At 37.9% G+C, this 18,447-nt stretch carries 23 protein-coding genes; 5 read left to right on the forward strand and 18 right to left on the reverse strand.

Annotation, left to right across the window (positions count from 1 at the left end; genetic code table 11):
• Positions 1 to 238: 238 nt before the first annotated feature.
• The 9 genes from lmr(B) to CEQ21_RS11975 all read right to left on the reverse strand — a co-directional run bounded on the left by lmr(B) (position 239) and on the right by CEQ21_RS11975 (position 5,918).
• A complete protein-coding gene (lmr(B), locus tag CEQ21_RS11935) occupies positions 239 to 1,666 on the reverse strand; it encodes a lincomycin efflux MFS transporter Lmr(B) (RefSeq protein WP_235907370.1) in 1,428 nt (475 codons plus the stop codon).
• 55 nt (positions 1,667 to 1,721) lie between these two features.
• Positions 1,722 to 2,297 carry a TetR/AcrR family transcriptional regulator gene (locus tag CEQ21_RS11940; RefSeq protein ID WP_185764775.1) on the reverse strand — a complete coding sequence of 192 codons (576 nt, stop codon included), beginning with the start codon at positions 2,295 to 2,297 and terminating at the stop codon, positions 1,722 to 1,724.
• 142 nt (positions 2,298 to 2,439) lie between these two features.
• Positions 2,440 to 3,240 (reverse strand): DUF4097 family beta strand repeat-containing protein, encoded by an 801-nt coding sequence (locus tag CEQ21_RS11945; protein ID WP_185764776.1) that lies wholly within the window; start codon positions 3,238 to 3,240, stop codon positions 2,440 to 2,442.
• Complete coding sequence (locus CEQ21_RS11950; protein WP_185764777.1) at positions 3,237 to 3,791, reverse strand: HAAS signaling domain-containing protein; 555 nt, start codon at positions 3,789 to 3,791, stop codon at positions 3,237 to 3,239. The genes CEQ21_RS11945 and CEQ21_RS11950 overlap by 4 nt, the downstream gene beginning before the upstream one ends.
• The gene (locus CEQ21_RS11955; protein WP_185764778.1) at positions 3,784 to 4,107 is read right to left on the reverse strand and encodes a PadR family transcriptional regulator; all 324 of its coding nucleotides are present in this window, start codon (positions 4,105 to 4,107) and stop codon (positions 3,784 to 3,786) included. Before CEQ21_RS11955 ends, CEQ21_RS11950 begins: the two co-directional genes overlap by 8 nt.
• A 159-nt stretch (positions 4,108 to 4,266) precedes the next feature.
• Entirely contained in the window at positions 4,267 to 4,509 is a 243-nt protein-coding gene (locus CEQ21_RS11960) for a helix-turn-helix domain-containing protein (RefSeq protein WP_185764779.1), read from the reverse strand.
• A complete protein-coding gene (locus tag CEQ21_RS11965) occupies positions 4,509 to 4,670 on the reverse strand; it encodes a YvrJ family protein (RefSeq protein ID WP_185764780.1) in 162 nt (53 codons plus the stop codon). The genes CEQ21_RS11960 and CEQ21_RS11965 overlap by 1 nt, the downstream gene beginning before the upstream one ends.
• Positions 4,671 to 4,673: 3 nt before the next feature.
• Entirely contained in the window at positions 4,674 to 5,279 is a 606-nt protein-coding gene (locus tag CEQ21_RS11970) for a sigma factor-like helix-turn-helix DNA-binding protein (protein ID WP_185764781.1), read from the reverse strand.
• A gap of 189 nt (positions 5,280 to 5,468) precedes the next feature.
• Positions 5,469 to 5,918, reverse strand: coding sequence for a hypothetical protein (locus CEQ21_RS11975; protein ID WP_185764782.1), 450 nt, complete (start codon positions 5,916 to 5,918; stop codon positions 5,469 to 5,471).
• Between the two features lie 92 nt (positions 5,919 to 6,010).
• Between CEQ21_RS11975 and CEQ21_RS11980 the strand changes: the two genes are divergently transcribed.
• On the forward strand, positions 6,011 to 6,898 hold the full coding sequence (locus tag CEQ21_RS11980) for a dihydrodipicolinate synthase family protein (RefSeq protein ID WP_185764783.1): 888 nt from the start codon (positions 6,011 to 6,013) through the stop codon (positions 6,896 to 6,898).
• Positions 6,899 to 7,011: 113 nt separating this feature from the next.
• The gene (locus CEQ21_RS11985) at positions 7,012 to 7,704 is read left to right on the forward strand and encodes a metal-dependent hydrolase (protein ID WP_185764784.1); all 693 of its coding nucleotides are present in this window, start codon (positions 7,012 to 7,014) and stop codon (positions 7,702 to 7,704) included.
• Positions 7,705 to 7,750: 46 nt separating this feature from the next.
• Here the strand turns inward: CEQ21_RS11985 and CEQ21_RS11990 are convergent, their stop codons facing one another.
• On the reverse strand, positions 7,751 to 8,731 hold the full coding sequence (locus tag CEQ21_RS11990) for an oxygen-dependent tRNA uridine(34) hydroxylase TrhO (protein WP_185764785.1): 981 nt from the start codon (positions 8,729 to 8,731) through the stop codon (positions 7,751 to 7,753).
• A gap of 200 nt (positions 8,732 to 8,931) precedes the next feature.
• Positions 8,932 to 9,870, reverse strand: coding sequence for a DMT family transporter (locus tag CEQ21_RS11995; protein ID WP_185764786.1), 939 nt, complete (start codon positions 9,868 to 9,870; stop codon positions 8,932 to 8,934).
• 199 nt (positions 9,871 to 10,069) lie between these two features.
• On the opposite strand from CEQ21_RS11995, the gene CEQ21_RS12000 reads away from it, so the two are divergent.
• A complete protein-coding gene (locus CEQ21_RS12000; protein ID WP_185764787.1) occupies positions 10,070 to 10,543 on the forward strand; it encodes an Lrp/AsnC family transcriptional regulator in 474 nt (157 codons plus the stop codon).
• Between the two features lie 79 nt (positions 10,544 to 10,622).
• Here the strand turns inward: CEQ21_RS12000 and CEQ21_RS12005 are convergent, their stop codons facing one another.
• The 3 genes from CEQ21_RS12005 to CEQ21_RS12015 all read right to left on the reverse strand — a co-directional run bounded on the left by CEQ21_RS12005 (position 10,623) and on the right by CEQ21_RS12015 (position 12,644).
• Entirely contained in the window at positions 10,623 to 10,868 is a 246-nt protein-coding gene (locus CEQ21_RS12005) for a hypothetical protein (protein ID WP_185764788.1), read from the reverse strand.
• Between the two features lie 4 nt (positions 10,869 to 10,872).
• A complete protein-coding gene (locus tag CEQ21_RS12010) occupies positions 10,873 to 12,216 on the reverse strand; it encodes a PTS sugar transporter subunit IIC (RefSeq protein WP_185764789.1) in 1,344 nt (447 codons plus the stop codon).
• A 128-nt stretch (positions 12,217 to 12,344) separates the two neighbouring features.
• Complete coding sequence (locus CEQ21_RS12015; RefSeq protein ID WP_185764790.1) at positions 12,345 to 12,644, reverse strand: PTS sugar transporter subunit IIB; 300 nt, start codon at positions 12,642 to 12,644, stop codon at positions 12,345 to 12,347.
• A gap of 220 nt (positions 12,645 to 12,864) precedes the next feature.
• On the opposite strand from CEQ21_RS12015, the gene CEQ21_RS12020 reads away from it, so the two are divergent.
• Positions 12,865 to 13,602, forward strand: a complete 738-nt coding sequence (locus CEQ21_RS12020; RefSeq protein ID WP_185767250.1) for a MurR/RpiR family transcriptional regulator — start codon at positions 12,865 to 12,867, stop codon at positions 13,600 to 13,602.
• A 67-nt stretch (positions 13,603 to 13,669) separates the two neighbouring features.
• On the opposite strand, the gene CEQ21_RS12025 is transcribed toward CEQ21_RS12020, so the two are convergent.
• The 3 genes from CEQ21_RS12025 to CEQ21_RS12035 form a co-directional block, all read right to left on the reverse strand.
• Positions 13,670 to 14,689, reverse strand: coding sequence for a DUF3231 family protein (locus CEQ21_RS12025; RefSeq protein WP_185764791.1), 1,020 nt, complete (start codon positions 14,687 to 14,689; stop codon positions 13,670 to 13,672).
• 103 nt (positions 14,690 to 14,792) lie between these two features.
• Complete coding sequence (locus CEQ21_RS12030) at positions 14,793 to 15,332, reverse strand: GrpB family protein (protein ID WP_185764792.1); 540 nt, start codon at positions 15,330 to 15,332, stop codon at positions 14,793 to 14,795.
• Between the two features lie 14 nt (positions 15,333 to 15,346).
• Positions 15,347 to 15,886 (reverse strand): recombinase family protein, encoded by a 540-nt coding sequence (locus tag CEQ21_RS12035; RefSeq protein WP_185767251.1) that lies wholly within the window; start codon positions 15,884 to 15,886, stop codon positions 15,347 to 15,349.
• 149 nt (positions 15,887 to 16,035) lie between these two features.
• Between CEQ21_RS12035 and CEQ21_RS12040 the strand changes: the two genes are divergently transcribed.
• Positions 16,036 to 17,499 (forward strand): SulP family inorganic anion transporter, encoded by a 1,464-nt coding sequence (locus CEQ21_RS12040; protein ID WP_185764793.1) that lies wholly within the window; start codon positions 16,036 to 16,038, stop codon positions 17,497 to 17,499.
• Positions 17,500 to 17,556: 57 nt separating this feature from the next.
• Here the strand turns inward: CEQ21_RS12040 and CEQ21_RS12045 are convergent, their stop codons facing one another.
• Entirely contained in the window at positions 17,557 to 18,438 is an 882-nt protein-coding gene (locus tag CEQ21_RS12045) for an SMP-30/gluconolactonase/LRE family protein (protein ID WP_185764794.1), read from the reverse strand.
• Between the last annotated feature and the right edge of the window lie 9 nt (positions 18,439 to 18,447).

The raw sequence follows: 18,447 nt of genomic DNA on the forward strand, positions 1-18,447 counted from the left end.
TGTCAAGTATAGAATTAGATTGTATGGTAATCGTTTAGCGAAAATTAATTATTGGTAAATGTTTGTAAAGATAATTTTAATAATGAAGAAATATAGTGCTTTGGTTTTAGAAATCCCTTCATTAAAAAGCATATCCAGAAGATTTGTCGACTGTAACCGGGGGAAATTCGTGGTATTTCTACAATTTTTTAAAACAAAAAAAGCAGTCTACATGAAGTAGACTGCTTTTTTTCTATTATTAATGCTTTGGTTTAACCCTTTTAATAAAGAAACTACAAGCAAATCCAATTGCTGCAACTATCAACGCAAATACAAAGGCACTTTGCACACCAGAAGTCAAAGCTGCTGGGATATTAGCTGGATCGGCTGGATTACTTACACCTGACAAGAAGGTTTTCTGACCAGATGCTAAGATAGAAACACCAATTGCAGTACCAATTGCACCAGCAACCTGTTGTAATGTATTCATGATTGCAGTTCCATCAGGATATAGCTGTGGTGGAAGCTGATTCAAACCATTTGTTTGTGCTGGCATCATAATCATAGATACCCCAATCATTAAACAGCTGTGCAGCACGATAATTAAGGCAACTGTTGATGTTGTTGTAACACCAGTGAAGAACCAAAGCACTACTGTACACAGTGCAAGCCCTGGAAGGACAAGCCACTTCGGTCCATATTTGTCAAACAGTCTTCCCATAACAGGTGATAAGAATCCATTAATTAAGCCACCTGGTAGTAATAATAGACCTGCTGTAAAGCTAGTTAAGCCTAAACCACCCTGCAGGTACATAGGAAGTAGCAGCATAGTAGAAAGAATAATCATCATTGACATAAATACTAATAGAAGTCCTAATACAAACATTGGGTATTTAAATGTGCGCAGATTAATCATTGGCTGTTCCATTTTAAGCTGTCGAATAGAGAATAATAGCAGTGAAAGCACACCTACAATTAAGGAGACAATGACAACTGGGCTTTCCCAACCGCCTGAGTGATCTCCGCCTTCTCCAGCACTGCTGAAGCCAAACACAATTCCACCGAACCCTAATGTAGAAAGCAGGATTGATAATATATCAATTTTCGGTTTTGTTACAGTTGAGACATTTTCCATATAACGAATTCCGAATAATAAAGCAAATACTAAGAACGGTAAGGAAATCCAGAAAATCCAATGCCATGTCAGATTTTCAATAATCAAACCTGAAATCGTCGGTCCAGTAGCAGGAGCGAACATGATAACAAGCCCGATCATTCCCATAGCTCCTCCTCTTTTTTCTGGAGGGAAGATAAGCAGGATCGTATTAAACATTAAAGGCAGCAGCAATGCAGTACCAACAGCCTGCACAATTCTAGCCACTAACAAAAATTCAAACGTCGGTGCAAGAGCAGCAATCAACGTTCCGAGAATAGAGAAACCCAAAGAAGCAAAGAATAGCTGTCTTGTTTCAAACCATTGTAATAATAATCCTGAAATCGGAACAAGAATTCCTAATGTCAGCAAAAATCCAGTTGTAAGCCATTGAACCGTTGTCGGCGCAATATTAAAAATTGTAATCAAATCATTTAATGCCATATTCAGGGCTGTTTCACTGAACATACCTATAAAACCGGCAATCAAGAAAGAAGCTACGATAGGCACTGTTTTAAACTGCTTGCCCTCCATTGACTTCCCCTTTACCGCGTCCATATTCATTTCCATTAATTAATCCCCTTCTTTCTTACTTTTCTTGAGACAGTAGCTTTGAAAGCTTTTCGGAAACAATTCTCAATGGCATGCCTGACTGTTTTGTCAAACACAACACAATTGCTCCCTCTATCATAGAATTAATAACAATGCTTAAATCTGCAGCTTCTTCCGCAGGAAATCCGCTTTCCTTAAGCTTCTCCGTGTAGACAGCTTGCCATTTTTCAAATGACACTACACACGCCTTTCTTATCGGCTCACAAGTTGATGCTGTTTCCGATGCGATAAGTCCGATCGGCATGCCCTGAACATTTTCCTTTTTATCAAAATCAGCGGCAATTTCATTAATATGTAGCTGAAAGGCTGTTATTGGATCACTTGTAGAAAACAGCATATCCTTTGTCTTCTGAAGCAGTAGATTTTCTGTATATTTTATTGCCTCTATTGCTAATTCCTCTTTACCGTTAGGGAAATAGTAATAAAGTGATCCTTTCGGCGTTTTGCTCTCTGCAATTATTTGATTCAAGCCAGTACCATAATAGCCTTGTGTCTGGAATAATCGAGAGGCCGTCTCCAGAATCAGCTCACGAGTGTTTCCCTTTTCACCCAAGTTTACATCCTCCCCAAAAAAATTATAACGATTGGTCTATATAAAGGTAATTGTGTAAACGTTTACTTGTCAACAGCTTTATTTTATAAATCTTTCCTAAATAAAAAGGCTCCTTTATCGTTTGAAAAAAGGAGCCTTTTTATTAATTTATCTCAATATCACCGTTGTTTGTTTTTAAGCTTACTTTATTTTCACCTTTTCCAAAGATAAGATATGAGTTGGAATTGTTGAACATTTCAATATCACCGTTATCCGTATCTGCCGTTATGCTCGTATTTTCAGGCTCCTTTTCAGTTGTTATTGAAATTTCACCATTACTTGTTTCTAAGCGAATATCCTCATCCAACGTCTTTGTGTTCAGTTCTATTCTTCCGTTCATTGTTGTCCCTTCAATCTGGCCTGAAACATTGTCCAACTGGATTCGTCCATTTGCAGATCTTGCTTTAACTTTGTCAGCAGTAAGATTAGCGAGGTCCAATCGGCCATTCGAAGTATGAACATCAACCTGTTTAGCAGACAGCTCCTGTATGGAAATTTTGCCGTTGCTGATTTTTGCCATCAATTTATTATATTGTTTATCTGGCAAGTAAAGCTTCAAGTTAAACTCAATGCTTTCAAAGAAATTCACGGAAAATAGCTGACTTCCTTTTTCTTTAGCTGTCACCTTTAAGGTAGTTCCATTAACATCAGCAGTAAAGTCCAGCTCCCTATTCCCTCGTTTCATTCCTGTTAACTCAGCATATGAGTCAGCGTTGGCAGATGGGTAAATTTCTATCGTAGCATTATCGGCCGAAACTTCCACATTTTCAAAATTTTCATTTTCAATTTTCTTATTTTCATTTATTGCATATTTTGCTGTGCTTTGCTTATAGGTAGCAACACTGCCAAGAAGTCCGATAACAAGCAAAATCGCGCCAGCCCAAAGTAGCTTTCGTTTGTTCATCGCTTAACGCCTCCTTTAACTAATGCTGCATTGTATGAAATATAGCGGATAAACCCGCGTGTGAACCATTTTGTGATCCATTGCATTGCAATAATAAGAAGCAGACCAACTCCGCAATATCCTATTGCTAGAAACCATTCAAACAGGTCAAAATAACTGCCAAAAAGATTATTTAAAAGAACAAAAACTGGGGAAGCAATTCCAGCGAAACTAATAATCCATCCTGCAAATATAATCCCAACCAGCCCAATGAACGGGCCTAAAACGAAAACAAGATTAAAGAAGCTTAACCCGATCACTGCCCATACTGCCCGCACGACATTTCCAGCTGTTTGAGCTCCTTTCGCATTTTCAATATGATAATTAGCAAGTATTTCTTTCGCAAGAATTTTAGGTGACCCTAATGATGCTGCTATTTCGTTCTCCGTTTTCCCTTCGTCCAAACCAAATTGAAAATGCTCCTCATAATCATTCAGTACCTCTTGTCGTTCTTGTGTATTCAAATCCTTCAATAATACAGACAGTTCTTTTATAAATTGGTATTTACTCATCACTAGCACCTTCTTTAATTAAAGTATCAACACCGTCTCTAAATTGCTGCCATTCCAGCAGCAATGCTTGGAGGTATTCTCTCCCTTTTTCTGTTAGTGTGTAATATTTTCTTGGAGGACCTTCTGTGGATTCCTGTAAATAGGTTGTAAAGTACTCTTCTTTTGTTAGCCTTCTTAACAGTGGATAAACAGAGCCTTCCGATATCTCTATCTGATCGGAAATTTTTTGAACAAGCTCATATCCGTATCTGTCTTTTTTATCAAGCAGGACAAGAACACAAAGCTCAAGGACTCCTTTTTTAAATTGGACGTTCAAACACAAATCACCTTTCTTTCGGTACTATTCAATAAACAGTACTACTCTTTAATTAATAATATAACACCAGCTATTATTCATTGCAAGGTACTAAATTTATTTTTCTTTATTTTGGAAAATAATAGCTTCTCCATCACCAATTGACGGAGAAGCTATTATTTATGATGAGTTTCTCTTGCTAAGCTTGTCTTTGAATTCCCAGAAGCCTGGGACATTATCTAAGTCATAAAGCTGAATACACTTCATTAATAAAATCTTCAGCTCCTGTGATAAATCATCCTTTTCATTTGCTGAAGTTTGTGCGACAGCTTTGCTGACTTTAGGACCAAACAGTTCAATTACTTCCTCTAAAGCTTCAGGGTTATGTTTTGACTCTTTAACTAATGAATACAGGGTAGCCATTATGCATTTTCCTTTCTTTCATCTTTTGTTCTTTCTGCCAATTCTTTTTTCAGCATGTCGAGCTTTTTATCTATTCTTAACAAAAGGTATAACGAAACACTGACAGGAAATGCATAATTACTGATAATCGACATCCATTGTGTCAAATCTCCGATACTCATCGGCTACATTCCTCCTTTTTTTCTCGCCATATAGCTATAGATCTTTTTTAAGGCATTCTGATGAGACTTCGATACATTTTGCTGTGTTTTCTTGATGACTGCTCCAATTTCCGTATCATTAAGCTTTTTAATGTATGCATAATACAGAACGGTTTTTTGAGCATTTGAGAGTGATTGTATAGCAGCATACAAAAGTGGATCAGCGATATATTCTGTTATGCTCTCTCTTATACCCTCACTTTCTGCATATGTTTCGAAATTAGATGTTGGGTCTTCCATATAATCCTGATATGACTTGCCTCCATCCTCGGCATCTGCATCAAGCAGCAAAGGAAATCTTTTCTCACGGAGGTTTAATTTCTTATAAAAATTCAATGCACTGAAATGGATAGAGGAGGAAATATAGGATGTGAAGCGGATCGTGAAATAATACTTCTTAAACGCTTCATCGACTTTGTCCTTGTTTTCCTTTGAAGGATGGTAAACTGCATCTGTAAACAGCTTAAAGTTCCTTTGTTCTCGTAAAAAACCTTGTACAATCACATTTTCCATAAAGTCTTTATTCTCTTCCCTAAACCTTGCTACTTCATCAACAGATTCTTCATACATTAATTAAGCACCTCCTAACAAAGGAACGTGTGTTCTGTTTTTAGTGTAAAAAAAGGGGCTAACTTTCATTAGCCAGTCTCATTATAGCATATCCATCCAGGTTCGTATTCAATCAATCTTACTTTCCTCCCTCTATTTAATAAAGAAAGATTTTCATGAAAAATAACAACCTGTTCTTAAATAAATTTATTAAATCACTGGCTTATTCCTCAGCTCAATATTAAACCGCATCTTTTCCTTTTCCAGTTCCAACTTATTTATGACCCAGTTTCGCGCGATATTTTTCGTTAATTTCTCATGGTCAGAATGGGATAATACCATGCCCATTAGTGCTTCTCCACTGTCTTTATAATCTTTTCCTTCCTTTAAACCAAACTTGAATAATAGAAATCTCTTTAATGTACCCTTCGTTAAGAAGCTGATTTCATATTCTCCTTTTAACAGCAGCCCTATCATATTGGGATTGCTTTGATATAATGAGCACAGCGTTTCCCAATCAGGCAATCCCCTGCCGAACTCTCTGAAAAAACCAACATTTCCTTTCGCCAACGCCGTCAGAATTTCCTCTTCGCTAACACTATTGCTTTTTACTTGTTCAATCATCAGAGCATAATTTAATGCCACCTTTTCTGTCATCATTTAATCCCCCTCTTTTTTCAGAAAAATAGTGATTTTCTGAATTCCCCCGGCTACAATAATTATAAAATATTTTAAAAGGAGTGGAAATGATAATGACTAATCCATTTATCCCATTTAGCATTGCAATGATTACCCCTTTCATGGCGGATGGCAATCTCAACTTAGAAGGCATTCCCTCTTTAGTGGAGCATTACCGAAAAAACAAGGTTCCCGCCCTTTTAATAAGTGGCTCTACAGGTGAACAGCACTCCATGACGATACATGAGCGAATATCTTTGTTTCATGAGGTAAAAAAAGCAGCTGCCGATGATTTTCTATTATATGGGGGTGTTGCTTCCGTTCTAACAAAGGATACAATTGAACTTGCAGTTGCTGCAGAAGGTGCTGGACTTAATGGTATCATGCTTGGTTTTCCTCCCTATTTAAGAATCAGTCAACAAGAAGCGTTTCATTATGTAGAAAGAATTTGCTCGCACACTTCTCTGCCAATCATGCTCTATAACAACCCTCCAAGAACGGGATTCAACCTCGAAACTGAAACACTGATTTCTTTAACAACTCAATTTCCGCAAATTGTCGCGTTGAAGGAAGCTGGTGATCCGGCAGATATCCTCTATGTTAAGCAGCAATTGGGCAATAAATTTCCTGTTCTATCAGGTTCTGACCTTACTATTTTTGAAAACAAGGAATATGGCTATGATGGCGTCACAAGCATTGTCGGAAATATTATTCCTAATGAGATGCTGGCCATTTCACAAGCGATTAATAGTGGCGAGTCAGATACTGCTAAAGCTATTTTTGAAAAAGTTAAACCGCTATTGATATCAATGCTCGAGCTAGGTATATTAAGATCCATTAAATTCTTGCTTAACGAGCAAGGTATTCATGCAGGTTACTGCCGTGAGCCTATTTCTACTCTGTCTGCAGATGAAAAAGTTAAATTGAAATCTTCCTATAATACATTCCTCTCAAAGAATTAAGAGCTGACTTCAAAACGAAGTTCAAGCATATTGCTTGGCAAAAGCGGCTAAACTATTCTAATCTAAATAGTGAAATTAGCGTCATTATTAGAAAGCTAAAAAGAGGAGATGGTATGATGAAAATTACATATCACGGACAGTCAACAATTGTAATAGAAGCAAACGGCAAGTCACTTATTATCGACCCGTTCATTAGCGGCAATCCGGCAGCTACTGTTAGTGTCGAGGATATTAGTGTGGATGCTGTGCTTTTAACACATGCTCATGGAGATCATATTCTGGACGCAGCACCAATCTCTAAAGCAAATAACGCACCAATTGTCGCAATTCCTGAATTGGCCGCATACATGTCCTGGAAAGGTGCAGAGACAATTGGAATGAATATTGGCGGTACATTGGATCTGCAATTTGCAAAAGCAAAAATGACTCATGCCTTCCACAGCTCAGGAATAATTGACGAAGAGAACAAAAACATTCTTTATGGCGGAATGCCTGCTGGATTTGTCATTGAGGCAGAAGGAAAAACAATTCTTCACGCAGGTGATACAGGCCTTTTTGGTGATATGAAGATTATCGGAGATAGACATGATATTGATGTAGCATTCCTTCCAATTGGCGACCACTATACAATGGGACCAGAAGATGCTGTTCAGGCTGCAGAATGGTACAAAGCAAAATTGATTATCCCTATCCACTACAATACTTTCCCTGCTATCGAGCAGGATGGAGACGCATTTGTCAAAGCGTTGGAAGAACGTGGTATTAAAGGCAAGGTTCTTCAGCTTGGCGAAAGTATCGAACTGTAAAACCCATAAAAAAGCTGCTTTCCTTATAGGAAAACAGCTTTTTTTATTATGCTAAGTTGCTTGAATGGTTAGCTTCCCACTCCGCAATTTCTTTCACTCGTGCTTCAACTTGCTCTGGTGTCAGCTCATTTGCTTTCACATATAGGTTTCTTGGATGTGTACGGCACTCATGGCTGCAGCTCTTCATAAATTTCTCTTCACTTTCTGGTGAAGCAAGAATTTTACGGTTACATTCTGGGTTTGCACAGTTCACGTAGCGCTCACATGGCTCTCCTGTAAAGTAATCTTTACCAACAACTACATGCTCCACTCTGTTAACAGGGACACTAATTCGTTGGTCGAATACATAGCATTGCCCATCCCAAAGCTTACCTTGTGCTTCTGGATCTTTACCATATGTTACGATACCACCGTCAAGCTGTGATACATCATCGAATCCTTCACGCTTAAGCCAGCCTGAAAATTTTTCACAACGCACTCCACCTGTACAGTAAGTCAAAATTTTCTTTCCTTCAAGCATTTCACGGTTGTCTTCAATCCATTTTGGCAACTCACGGAATGTTTCAATGTCAGGCTTGATTGCTCCTCTGAAATGACCTAAATCAAATTCATAGTCATTGCGAGCATCAATAATCACTGCATTAGGGTCTTGCATTTGTTCAAACCACTCCGTTGGTTTCAAGTGATTACCAGTCAATTCTAACGGATTAACATCATCTTCAAGACTTAAGTTAACCAACTCTTTTTTATGACGTACATGCATTTTTTTGAAGGCATGTTCTTCTTCTTCGTCTACTTTAAAAATAGTATCTGCCAAACGTGGGTCTTGTCTAAATGCTTCTATATATTTATCTGTCTGTTCAACTGTTCCAGAAACCGTTCCATTAATTCCTTCAGAAGATACAAGAATACGCCCTAACAAACCTAGCTCCTTACAAAACGCTAAATGTTCACTAGTGAATTCTTCTGGATTCTCAATAGTTACATATTTATAGTAAAGAAGTACTCTATATGGTTTTTCACTCATTATTTCAACATCCTGTTCTATCAAATTTTTTTACATTTATATTTAACTATACAACAAAAGCGGAAACAGTAAAAACTCATTGCTCACTTGCTATATTCTATAAGAAATTTTAAACAAACAAAAGGAGACTCCAATATATGAAATCCCCCCTTGCTTATGTGTACATATATTATAGTAAATTTCGACTAAAATAGGAAGGACTACTTTTTTCCATGGACGAATATTGTCGAATTTCCCTCTTCTAAATGGATCGAACTATCCTTTAATGGATGATCAGAAAACTTTTTCAGCTTTGTGAATAAGTAACAGCCGGCTATAACAACAATGCTGCCTAAAGCCTGCATCCAGCTCATTTTTTCATTAAGAAATACAAATGCCAAAATCGCCGTAAATATCGGGTTGAAGTTAAGGAATAAACCTGCTTCGGTAGCACCGAGTTTTTGAACTCCAATATTCCAAAGCACCATACAAATGACAGTTGAAACAACACCAGTATAGATGATAGATATTATAAAGGAAGCATTTATGTTCGTAATCGTGAAATCAACAGCATTAAACGGTAACAGCAGAATAACACCAATTGCCCCAGATGCAAATGTTGCCATTAGCGGCGATGTTTTTCTCATTGCCCATCTGCTGCACACAGAGTAAATGCCCCAGATGCAAACAGCGCCAATCATGTATAAATCACCTTTATTAAAATGCAGTTCCAGTAACAAACCAAGCCTTCCTTCTGTTAATACGAGCACAACTCCAAAAAGGGACAGAACCATGGAACCGACCTGCCAGCGATTAATTTTTTCCTTTAAAAAAAGAAAGGAAAACAAAGCAATTGAAATGGTATTTAATGTGGAGATTAAGCCAACATTGCTGGCTGATGTGTACTCAAGTGCATGAAATTGCAGCAGATTAAAAGCAGCTACCCCTGTTATTCCCATTAAGATTAAAGGCAGTAATGCTTCCTTTGGAGGAATAAGTCGTTTCTCTTGTCTCCAAATGATTGGCATTAAACATATAACAGCAAGCACCCATCTCAAGCTTGTCAGCGTGCCTGGCGATGCATGACCAACAAGTGATTTACCTAAAACAAAATTCCCCCCAAATAAAAAACTCGTAATCAGCAGAAAAACATACGGCATACTAACAGCTCCTTCGCACAAGCAACATGCGTTATTCTTGTTAATATCGTATCACCGCGTCTTCCTTAACGGTATAAAATTTTGTATAATACAGTAAATACAAAACTTTATTAATTATTATAAATATTATCGTAATTATATTCATTTCCAGCTACTTTCCGAGGGAGTATACGGAATAAAAGAAAGGTGGGTAAACTCAATGGAAACCATTGTTAATAAGGTACTTGATGGAATTGACTTAAATCTATTGGACTTATTACAAAAAAACGCACAGCTTTCTAATGCAGAACTGGCTAAGCTCGTTAACCTGTCTCCTCCTGCCACACATGCCCGCATTAAGCGCTTGGAAAAAGAGGGGTTTATTGACAAGCAGGTTGCCATCCTTAACCATAACAAGCTAGGCTTTGATTTACTGTGCTATATTTCTATTTCGACTAATATTCATCAGGAAGAGGCGATCGCAGAGCTTGAAGGTGTTTTAAGCAGGATGGAGGAAATTTTGGAATGTCACTGTTTGACAGGCGAATACGATTACCTTTTAAAGGTTGCCAATAAAGACACAAGAGGATTAGAAAGCTTTATTAAAAAACTGAACAAGCTTGGTATCTCAAAAATCAATACTAGCCTCGCACTTAGAGAAATCAAATCTTCAACGGTATTGCCTATCAAGTAATTTAATTGGTACACTATGAGCCTTTAGTTTTTTAGCAAAGCAAAGAGACCTCCTTTTTCCAGAGGTCTCTTTGCTTTTATTAAAAGGGATCACCAACAGCCTTTGCCGTAAAATGAAGTGCACAACCATATTTTGATTGTTTAAAAACATTTTCAAGATGTTTTAACACTTCATGTGAAGAAAGCAATGTTTTCACAATGACAATTGCTTTTATTCTGCTAGTTTGCGCCACAGTTGTTGACACATAATTGTCTTCATATTCCGTAAAAAAATCTCTTACAAATCTGATTTGACCACAATAAAACTCAAAAGTAAATTCGTTCATTCTATTAGGCTGATTTCTCCGAATCACCAGAGCCAAAATTATTTTCAGCAGCAGCTTTGTTTGCTGCCATTACAAACGGAATATAGATGAGTGTCGAAACGGCTAAGCAGACAAAGCCAACAACTAATGCGAGCCAGTTTCCGCCAGTTCCTAGGAACGCAATCAGCGGTCCAGGTGTTGTCCACGGCACTGAATAGGCGATAGGCGGAATCAATCCTGTAACAATAGCAGCATAGCCGATAATAATGTTGATAGCAGGAACCAATATAAACGGCAGAATTAAGATTGGATTAAGCACGACTGGTAAACCGAAAATAACTGGTTCATTGATATTGAATAGACCTGGAGCTATGGAAAGCTTGCCTATATCTCGGTAATCCTTTCGCTTAGCAACAATAAATATCGCAATTAATAAACCTAAGGTCATGCCAGATCCACCATAGTTTGCAAAGGCATCATTGATTGCCCATGTCACAGGATATGGCGCTCCCCATGCAGAACCATGCTCTGCCACATAGTTCAAGTTCTCTAGACCTGCTTCAGCAAACATAGCCTCACGAATGGCAGCAATTGTATTAGGACCATGAATACCGAATACCCATAACAGGTTAGAAACGATTGCCAAGATGACAAGTGAAAAGATATTAGTGCCCAAATGCTTTAACGGTGTTTGAATGACAGCATAAATAAATTCATGCAAGCCTTTTGGATAAAAAGCATTAATGATTGCGTTTCCAATTGCGAACGCCACCGTAATAATGATGATCGGAATCAGCACCTTAAATGACCGTGCAACAGCAGGCGGGACCGATGCCGGCATATTTATCTGCAATTTCTTCGACTTGGAAAGCACACTGAAAAATTCACCAACAAGCAAACCTACAATTATAGCTACGAAAAGCCCTTGTGCGCCAACCCATTGCGTTGTAAGGAAGCTTGTGCCTTCAACCGCAGTGTATGGCGGATAAATAATAAAGAAGGTGGACAAAGCCGTCAAACCGCTCAGCAGTTCATCTGATTTAAGTGAGATGGCCATATTTCTTGCTACGAGAAAGACGATGAACATGGACAAAATGTTCGTTGATCCGTTTAATACAGGCGAAAAAACGGATTGCAGGTCAGCTAAGCCTGGAAACAGCTTATGAAGAAATAATATCTTGGCGATAAAACCGTCTGGCGCCAAAACAGCAAAATTGAGCAAAACGATAAGTGAACCAGCAAGGGTAATCGGAAAAGATAAAATAAATGCATCCCGAATTGCTACAATATGCCGCTGTGAGTTCAATTTAGACGCAACAGGCACCAAAGCCTTCTCAGCAAACTTTTCAAAATTGGCCATAAAACCCATATGTTACTCCCCCTATTAAATTATAATTCTGCACCCTTTAGATGTAGAATCTGTTTGACAGGCAGATGGATGTTTTTTCATGCTGTACAGGAGGTCTTGCCTGACTTATTTTTCTTTATTTATATTTCTTACAGCAGTTCAAGCGCTCTTTCTAAAACAGCTTTGCCATTCATCGTTCCATATGCTCTCATATCAATTACCTCTACCGGTACTCTGCCCGCAATAATGGACTCCACCTGTGGCTTTTGGTAACGAACCTGAGGCCCTAACAAAACAACATCGACTTGATCAGCAACACTTTGGCATTCTGATACAGGCAAGGCAAAAATTTCAATGCTTATTCCCTTTTCCTCTGCCGCATCCTTCATCTTGTTAACTAACAAACTTGTAGACATTCCTGCTGCACAAACTAATAAAAGCTTTTTCATAATGAACCCCTCCTAATTTTTCTCCTATATATTCTTTGTTAACTCCTCCTTGTATTGTATTGTATACGCTTTCATTTATTTATCAATATCATTTCGTAACTTAGATTTTTGTTTCATTTTAAGGAAATTGTTTCAATTATGGCACATGTTGTTTTATAGTTATAATGTGGTTTGAAATCAATACGAAATAGAACAAATCCTAGCTTAGGAGGAGATCAACCTGTTTACAAAAGAGATGGTCCAAACATTTAATGAATTGGAAATGGTTCTTTACAACTTCATCACGAAAAACAGCGATAAGGTCATTTATATGCGGATAAGAGAGCTATCGGATCAAACCCATGTATCCACCTCAAGTATTTTACGTTTTTGCCGAAAGCTGAACTGTGATGGCTTTTCAGAATTTAAAGTGAAGCTCAAGCTGTTTTTGGACAGAAATGAGCAAGAGAATTTAAAATCTACAAAGTACTATCTATCTGAGTTTCTTGAACGGACGATGAAGGGAAATTTCGAATCACATATTCAAAAAATGGCAGAGCTTGTGCTGCGGACAGACAAAATCATTTTTGTAGGCACAGGGAGCTCAGGAATACTCGCTGAATATGGCGCAAGGTATTTTTCTAGTCTTGGCAAATTTTCCTCTTATATTAAAGATCCTTTTTATCCCATAAACAGCAAAGAATTAAAAAACAGCACTTCCATCATTCTCTCTGTTTCTGGTGAGACAGATTTCACCCTTAATTTAGCTAACCAACTTAAAATAGAAGGCTCCAACATTGTAAGTATCACGAACAACAAAAACTGCCAGCTTGCAAAAATCTCAGACATAAACATAGCCTATTATGTGACAGAAGTGTTTTTGGGCGATTCTAATATCACCTCCCAAATGCCGGTTATGTACATATTAGAAGAAAGCGCTCACATAATTCAGCAAAATTTAAAAAAACCTGCTACGTAAAAAAAGACAAAGCCTCCTTTTATGTAGGCTTTGTCTTTTTTTTTACGTTAACAGAAAGCAGTCATAGTTACTCCGATTGCTTCTCTTTAATAAGTTTTTCCCTATCGGCTGTTGCTGGAGGCTGCTCAAGCCAGCTGTTTTCAATCATAATATTTGCGCCAGTTTTCGCATATTGAGCTATTTCAAAGGAAAGGCGTTCATAATTAATAGCAATGTCACTTCTTTGGCTCGCACCAGCAGCTGTTGCATAATTGCCTATTCCTGATGCACTCAATAAAGCCATATGAAACATCATTAATTTATCAGAGAATGTCCTGATTGTTGATTGTGTTATCCCAATATCAGATGACATCGGACTCTGGATATTGCTATCAATTAAAGTGTCCGCAAATAGTTTTACATGTTTTTGCGAAATATCCTTCCCACGAACCATATAGCCCTGAACATCCTTGTTATCAGAAGTTTGCCCAAAGGCAAGACTTATTTTATAGCCAATATTATTCGTCTGGATATTCATAAATAAATGAGATATCTCTATTGCATTTAATGGACGCTTTTTATGGAAGATATTTAGTCCGCTTAAATAGCTGTTACTGTCAATATAATCTTTATTTGCAGGTGGCATTATGTAAGGTGACCGTACTAACAGACCCTTTTTCCTTAACACATCATTGCTGTGCTTATAAAGCTTAACAGTTAATTGCAGGGATAAAATAAAATGCTCTATGATATCTTCCCTAAAGCTCATCGCAGTGAAACCACTGTAGGCAAGCATCCCTGCTTTTGCCATATGATTTATATATAGTAAAGAGAAGGTATCTGTAAATAAAGCAGGGGCATCAAGGTAGACGTCTTTATCTGTAAAGCCATATGGCTGTGCAAACTTCTCTTCCCTAAAAATTTGCTCAAGCTTATCCACTTCCTTGATAGAGATTGTATATGCACTTTCCACAACCTCAGCTATTTCTTCATCTGTAATATACTGCTTCATATGGCTCAGCACACATTTACTCATCGTGTTATTCATATAAGAGGTCCATAACGAAGCTATCTCAGTTGAGGTAAGCTCAATCTTCTGTTCTGGCATGATTATCCCCCCGCGCAAAGTTGATACACTTACTATTCTCCTTTTTACTTTTTTTTATTATTAGTCAAGCTGTTAAAATAGTGAGTGCCTGCACGGAGAAAAATCATTTTAGTTTAAGGTTAGAGGTATTTATGCAGTGTGCCCAAGCTAATGCCTTTTGTTCAAGAGCGGTTGTTAGCTCATGCTTTCCCATTATATAAGCGGTAATATTATTCGGATACTTTTTTGCTAAAGCCTCTTTTAAATCACCATATTGTGTAGCATCCTCTTTGTTTACACGCAAATAATCACGAAATGCAAGATGACGGAGTATATCCTTATTATCTCTTTCATAAATATGGACATGATGTGTGCGTTCATCTCCGCCTTTTTGCAAGTATCTTCTGCCAGGAATTCCGTTCTCACCCTTCGCTTCATAACCCAATTCAGCCAACTCGTTATAAAATTTCTCCACATTATGTATATTTTTCACAACAGGCATAATATCTATAACAGGCTTTGCCTTCATGCCAGTTATACTTGTGCTTCCTATATGATGTATTTCCAGTAGTTCATGCCCGAATATCTTCTTAATCTCCCGTTTTTCTTCTTCAAACAGAAAACGCCACTCTTCCTTATATGTGCACACCGCGATTTTGCGCATAAGCTCACCGCCTTTTAGTTTTCTAAATAGCGGTATAAAGTAGATTTACTTATACCTGTAGACTCTTTAATTTCTTTCAAGCTATATCTTTTACTCTGATACATCTCAATAGCCTTTTTTACATTTTCATCTGCTTTGCGGGGTCTACCTGTCGATATCCCCTTTTTCTTCGCAAATTCCATCCCCTTTTTCGTTCGTTCACTGATGATTTCATTTTGGAACTCAACTAAATGTCCGACCATTTTCTTTAAGGAATATTCCTTTTTATGTTCCATATCAATATCTTCATGCAATGTTTGTAAAAAGGCTCCCTTTTGCTCGAGAACTTCCAGTAATTCAAAAAGATGCCTGCTTGAGTCTGCAAGTGTAAACAATTTGCATACGACAATTTTGTCGCCCTTATTTAACTGCTCCAGCAGTTGGTAAAGCACCACTCTTTTTTTTGCTGAGGAATGCTCTTCTTTTACTAACCTTGCGCATAAGCCAGTTAGCTTCTGTTCCTGAAGCTTACAATCCGTATCCCCTTGGGCAGGCCGCATATAGCCAATTATCATCATTATGCCTCCCTTGTTATTTCTGCTACTAATTATTATAGATAGGAAAATGACTTTTGTAAAAATCTTCCCAATACATATTCCCTTTTGGGAAGATTTCTGTTACACTTCTCCTTATTGAATGGCCAACTATAATGAGGTGAATAATTTTGATAGAAAAAATAAAACGTGAATGGTTTTTCAATGTCAGAGCGGATATTCTTTCAGGTATCGTTGTTGCATTGGCATTGATTCCAGAAGCAATTGCCTTCTCGATTATTGCAGGTGTTGACCCAATGGTTGGGTTATATGCTTCCTTCTGTATTGCTATAATTATTTCTTTTGCTGGCGGCAGACCTGCGATGATTTCTGCAGCAACAGGGGCGATGGCTTTGCTGATGGGACCACTAGTAAGAGATTACGGGCTGCAATATTTGTTTGCAGCAACAGTTCTTACAGGAGTTTTTCAGGTGATTTTCGGTATCTTTAAAATTGCCAAGCTAATGAAGTTTATACCAAGAGCAGTTATGATTGGGTTTGTGAATTCCCTTGCCATCTTAATATTTATGGCACAAATGCCCCATTTTCTTGGGATTTCCAATATGACGTATGTTTTCGTGGCGATTACTTTATTGATTGTATATATTTTGCCTAGATATGTTAAAGTCGTACCAGCACCTTTAATTGCTATTATCGTGTTAACAATTGTATCTATCTTTGGAAATATGCAGCTTGAAACTGTAGGCGATTTAGGCAATATAACAAAAACCTTGCCTTCATTCTTGATTCCAGATATTCCATTCAACTTTGAAACACTTGCTATCATTTTTCCATATAGCATTGCCATGGCAGTTGTAGGATTACTAGAGTCACTGCTAACAGCGAGTATTCTTGATGATGCAACAGACACAGACAGCAATAAGAACAGAGAAGCTAGAGGACAGGGGATCGCTAACATCATTACTGGCTTCTTCGGTGGTATGGCTGGCTGTGCTATGATTGGCCAATCTGGAATTAATGTAAGATCAGGGGGCAGAGGCAGACTTTCCACCTTTGTCGCAGGAGCTTTCTTAATGTTTTTAATCATTGTGTTAGGCGATCTTGTTGTCCAAATACCAATGCCAGTGCTTGTTGGCATTATGATTATGGTTTGTATCGGCACATTTGATTGGTCTTCCTTCAAGTACTTAGTAAAAGCTCCGCGAACAGACGCAATTGTCATGCTTGTTACAGTGATTATTGTAGTTGCTACACATGACTTGTCAAAAGGAGTCATTGCAGGTGTTATTTTGAGTGCCGTCTTTTTTGCAGCGAAGCTATCACATGTTAATGTTACGAAGAAGTACACAGAAAATGAGCAAAAATTCTATGTGCAGGGCCAACTGTTTTTTGCATCTGTCGACAGCTTTGTAACAGCATTTAACAACGAACACCAGCACAAAAATATCGTTATTGATTTTTCCGAATCACGTATTTGGGATGACTCTGCTGTTGGAGCCATCGATAAAGTTGTTCTTAAGCTCAGAGAAAATGACAATACAGTCAACATTATCGGCTTAGATTCTGCCAGCAAAAATCTCGTAGATAAGCTGGCAATCTTCCAGAATCAAGATGCAAAACCATCAGGAAGCTAAATATAAAAAAGATTCATGGATACATTACCATGAATCTTTTTTGCTCTTTCAAGCATTTCAGCCGCCAAAATAATTCCCAGGAAATCCTTTCACATCCATTTTGCATGTAAAAAGGGCTCCTGATAACGGAAACTTTTCCAGATCCTCTGAACTCATACCTGTTCGTGCTGTTGTGATATATAGTTCATTTAAATTTTCACCGCCAAACGCACAGGAAGTGACATTCGGTGCGGGCACATTTATGCTCTCTAATTTCTTTCCACTGTTTGGATCCCATCTTGAGACCTGTCCGCCTCCCCAATGGGCAATCCACAGCATTCCTTCTTCATCTATCGTCATTCCATCTGGGAAGCCTTCTTCATCTGAAAAATCAATGATAGCTTTCTTTTTATCAATGTCCCCAGAATCTAAATGAAAATCAAACTGATATACCTTTTGTACAGGTGTATCAATAAGATAGAGGTACTTATTGTCTAAAGACCAAGCCAAACCATTAGAAGTACTTAACTTATCGACCTTCTTCGTTATGGATCCATCTTTATCTAAACAATATAATGCTGCTTTCTCCTTCTCATCACTTGTACTCATTGTTCCTGCCCAGAAACGTCCTTTTGCGTCGCATTTCCCGTCATTAAACCTGTTAGCAGGCAAATGCTCCTCTGGATCAAATATCGCCTGCAATTCCCCGCTGTCCAAGTCTAAATAGTGAAAGCCATTTTCCAACGCAACAACTGCTCTATTCTTGCCAAGGGCTGGAATAATGGCACTGACTTTTTGTGAAAGTACTACTTCCCTACTTTCATTTTTGCGCGGATTATGGGTACAAACTTTTCTCTTATCAATATCAACCCAATACAACAGTTCTTTCTTATTATCCCAAAAAGGTCCTTCGCCTAATTCTGCATTCGCATCAAACACAAGTTCTAATTTACGAACCATACAATCTCC

Origin of the sequence: Niallia circulans, assembly GCF_007273535.1 — a bacterium.
Taxonomy (GTDB): Bacteria; Bacillota; Bacilli; order Bacillales; family Cytobacillaceae; genus Niallia; species Niallia circulans_B.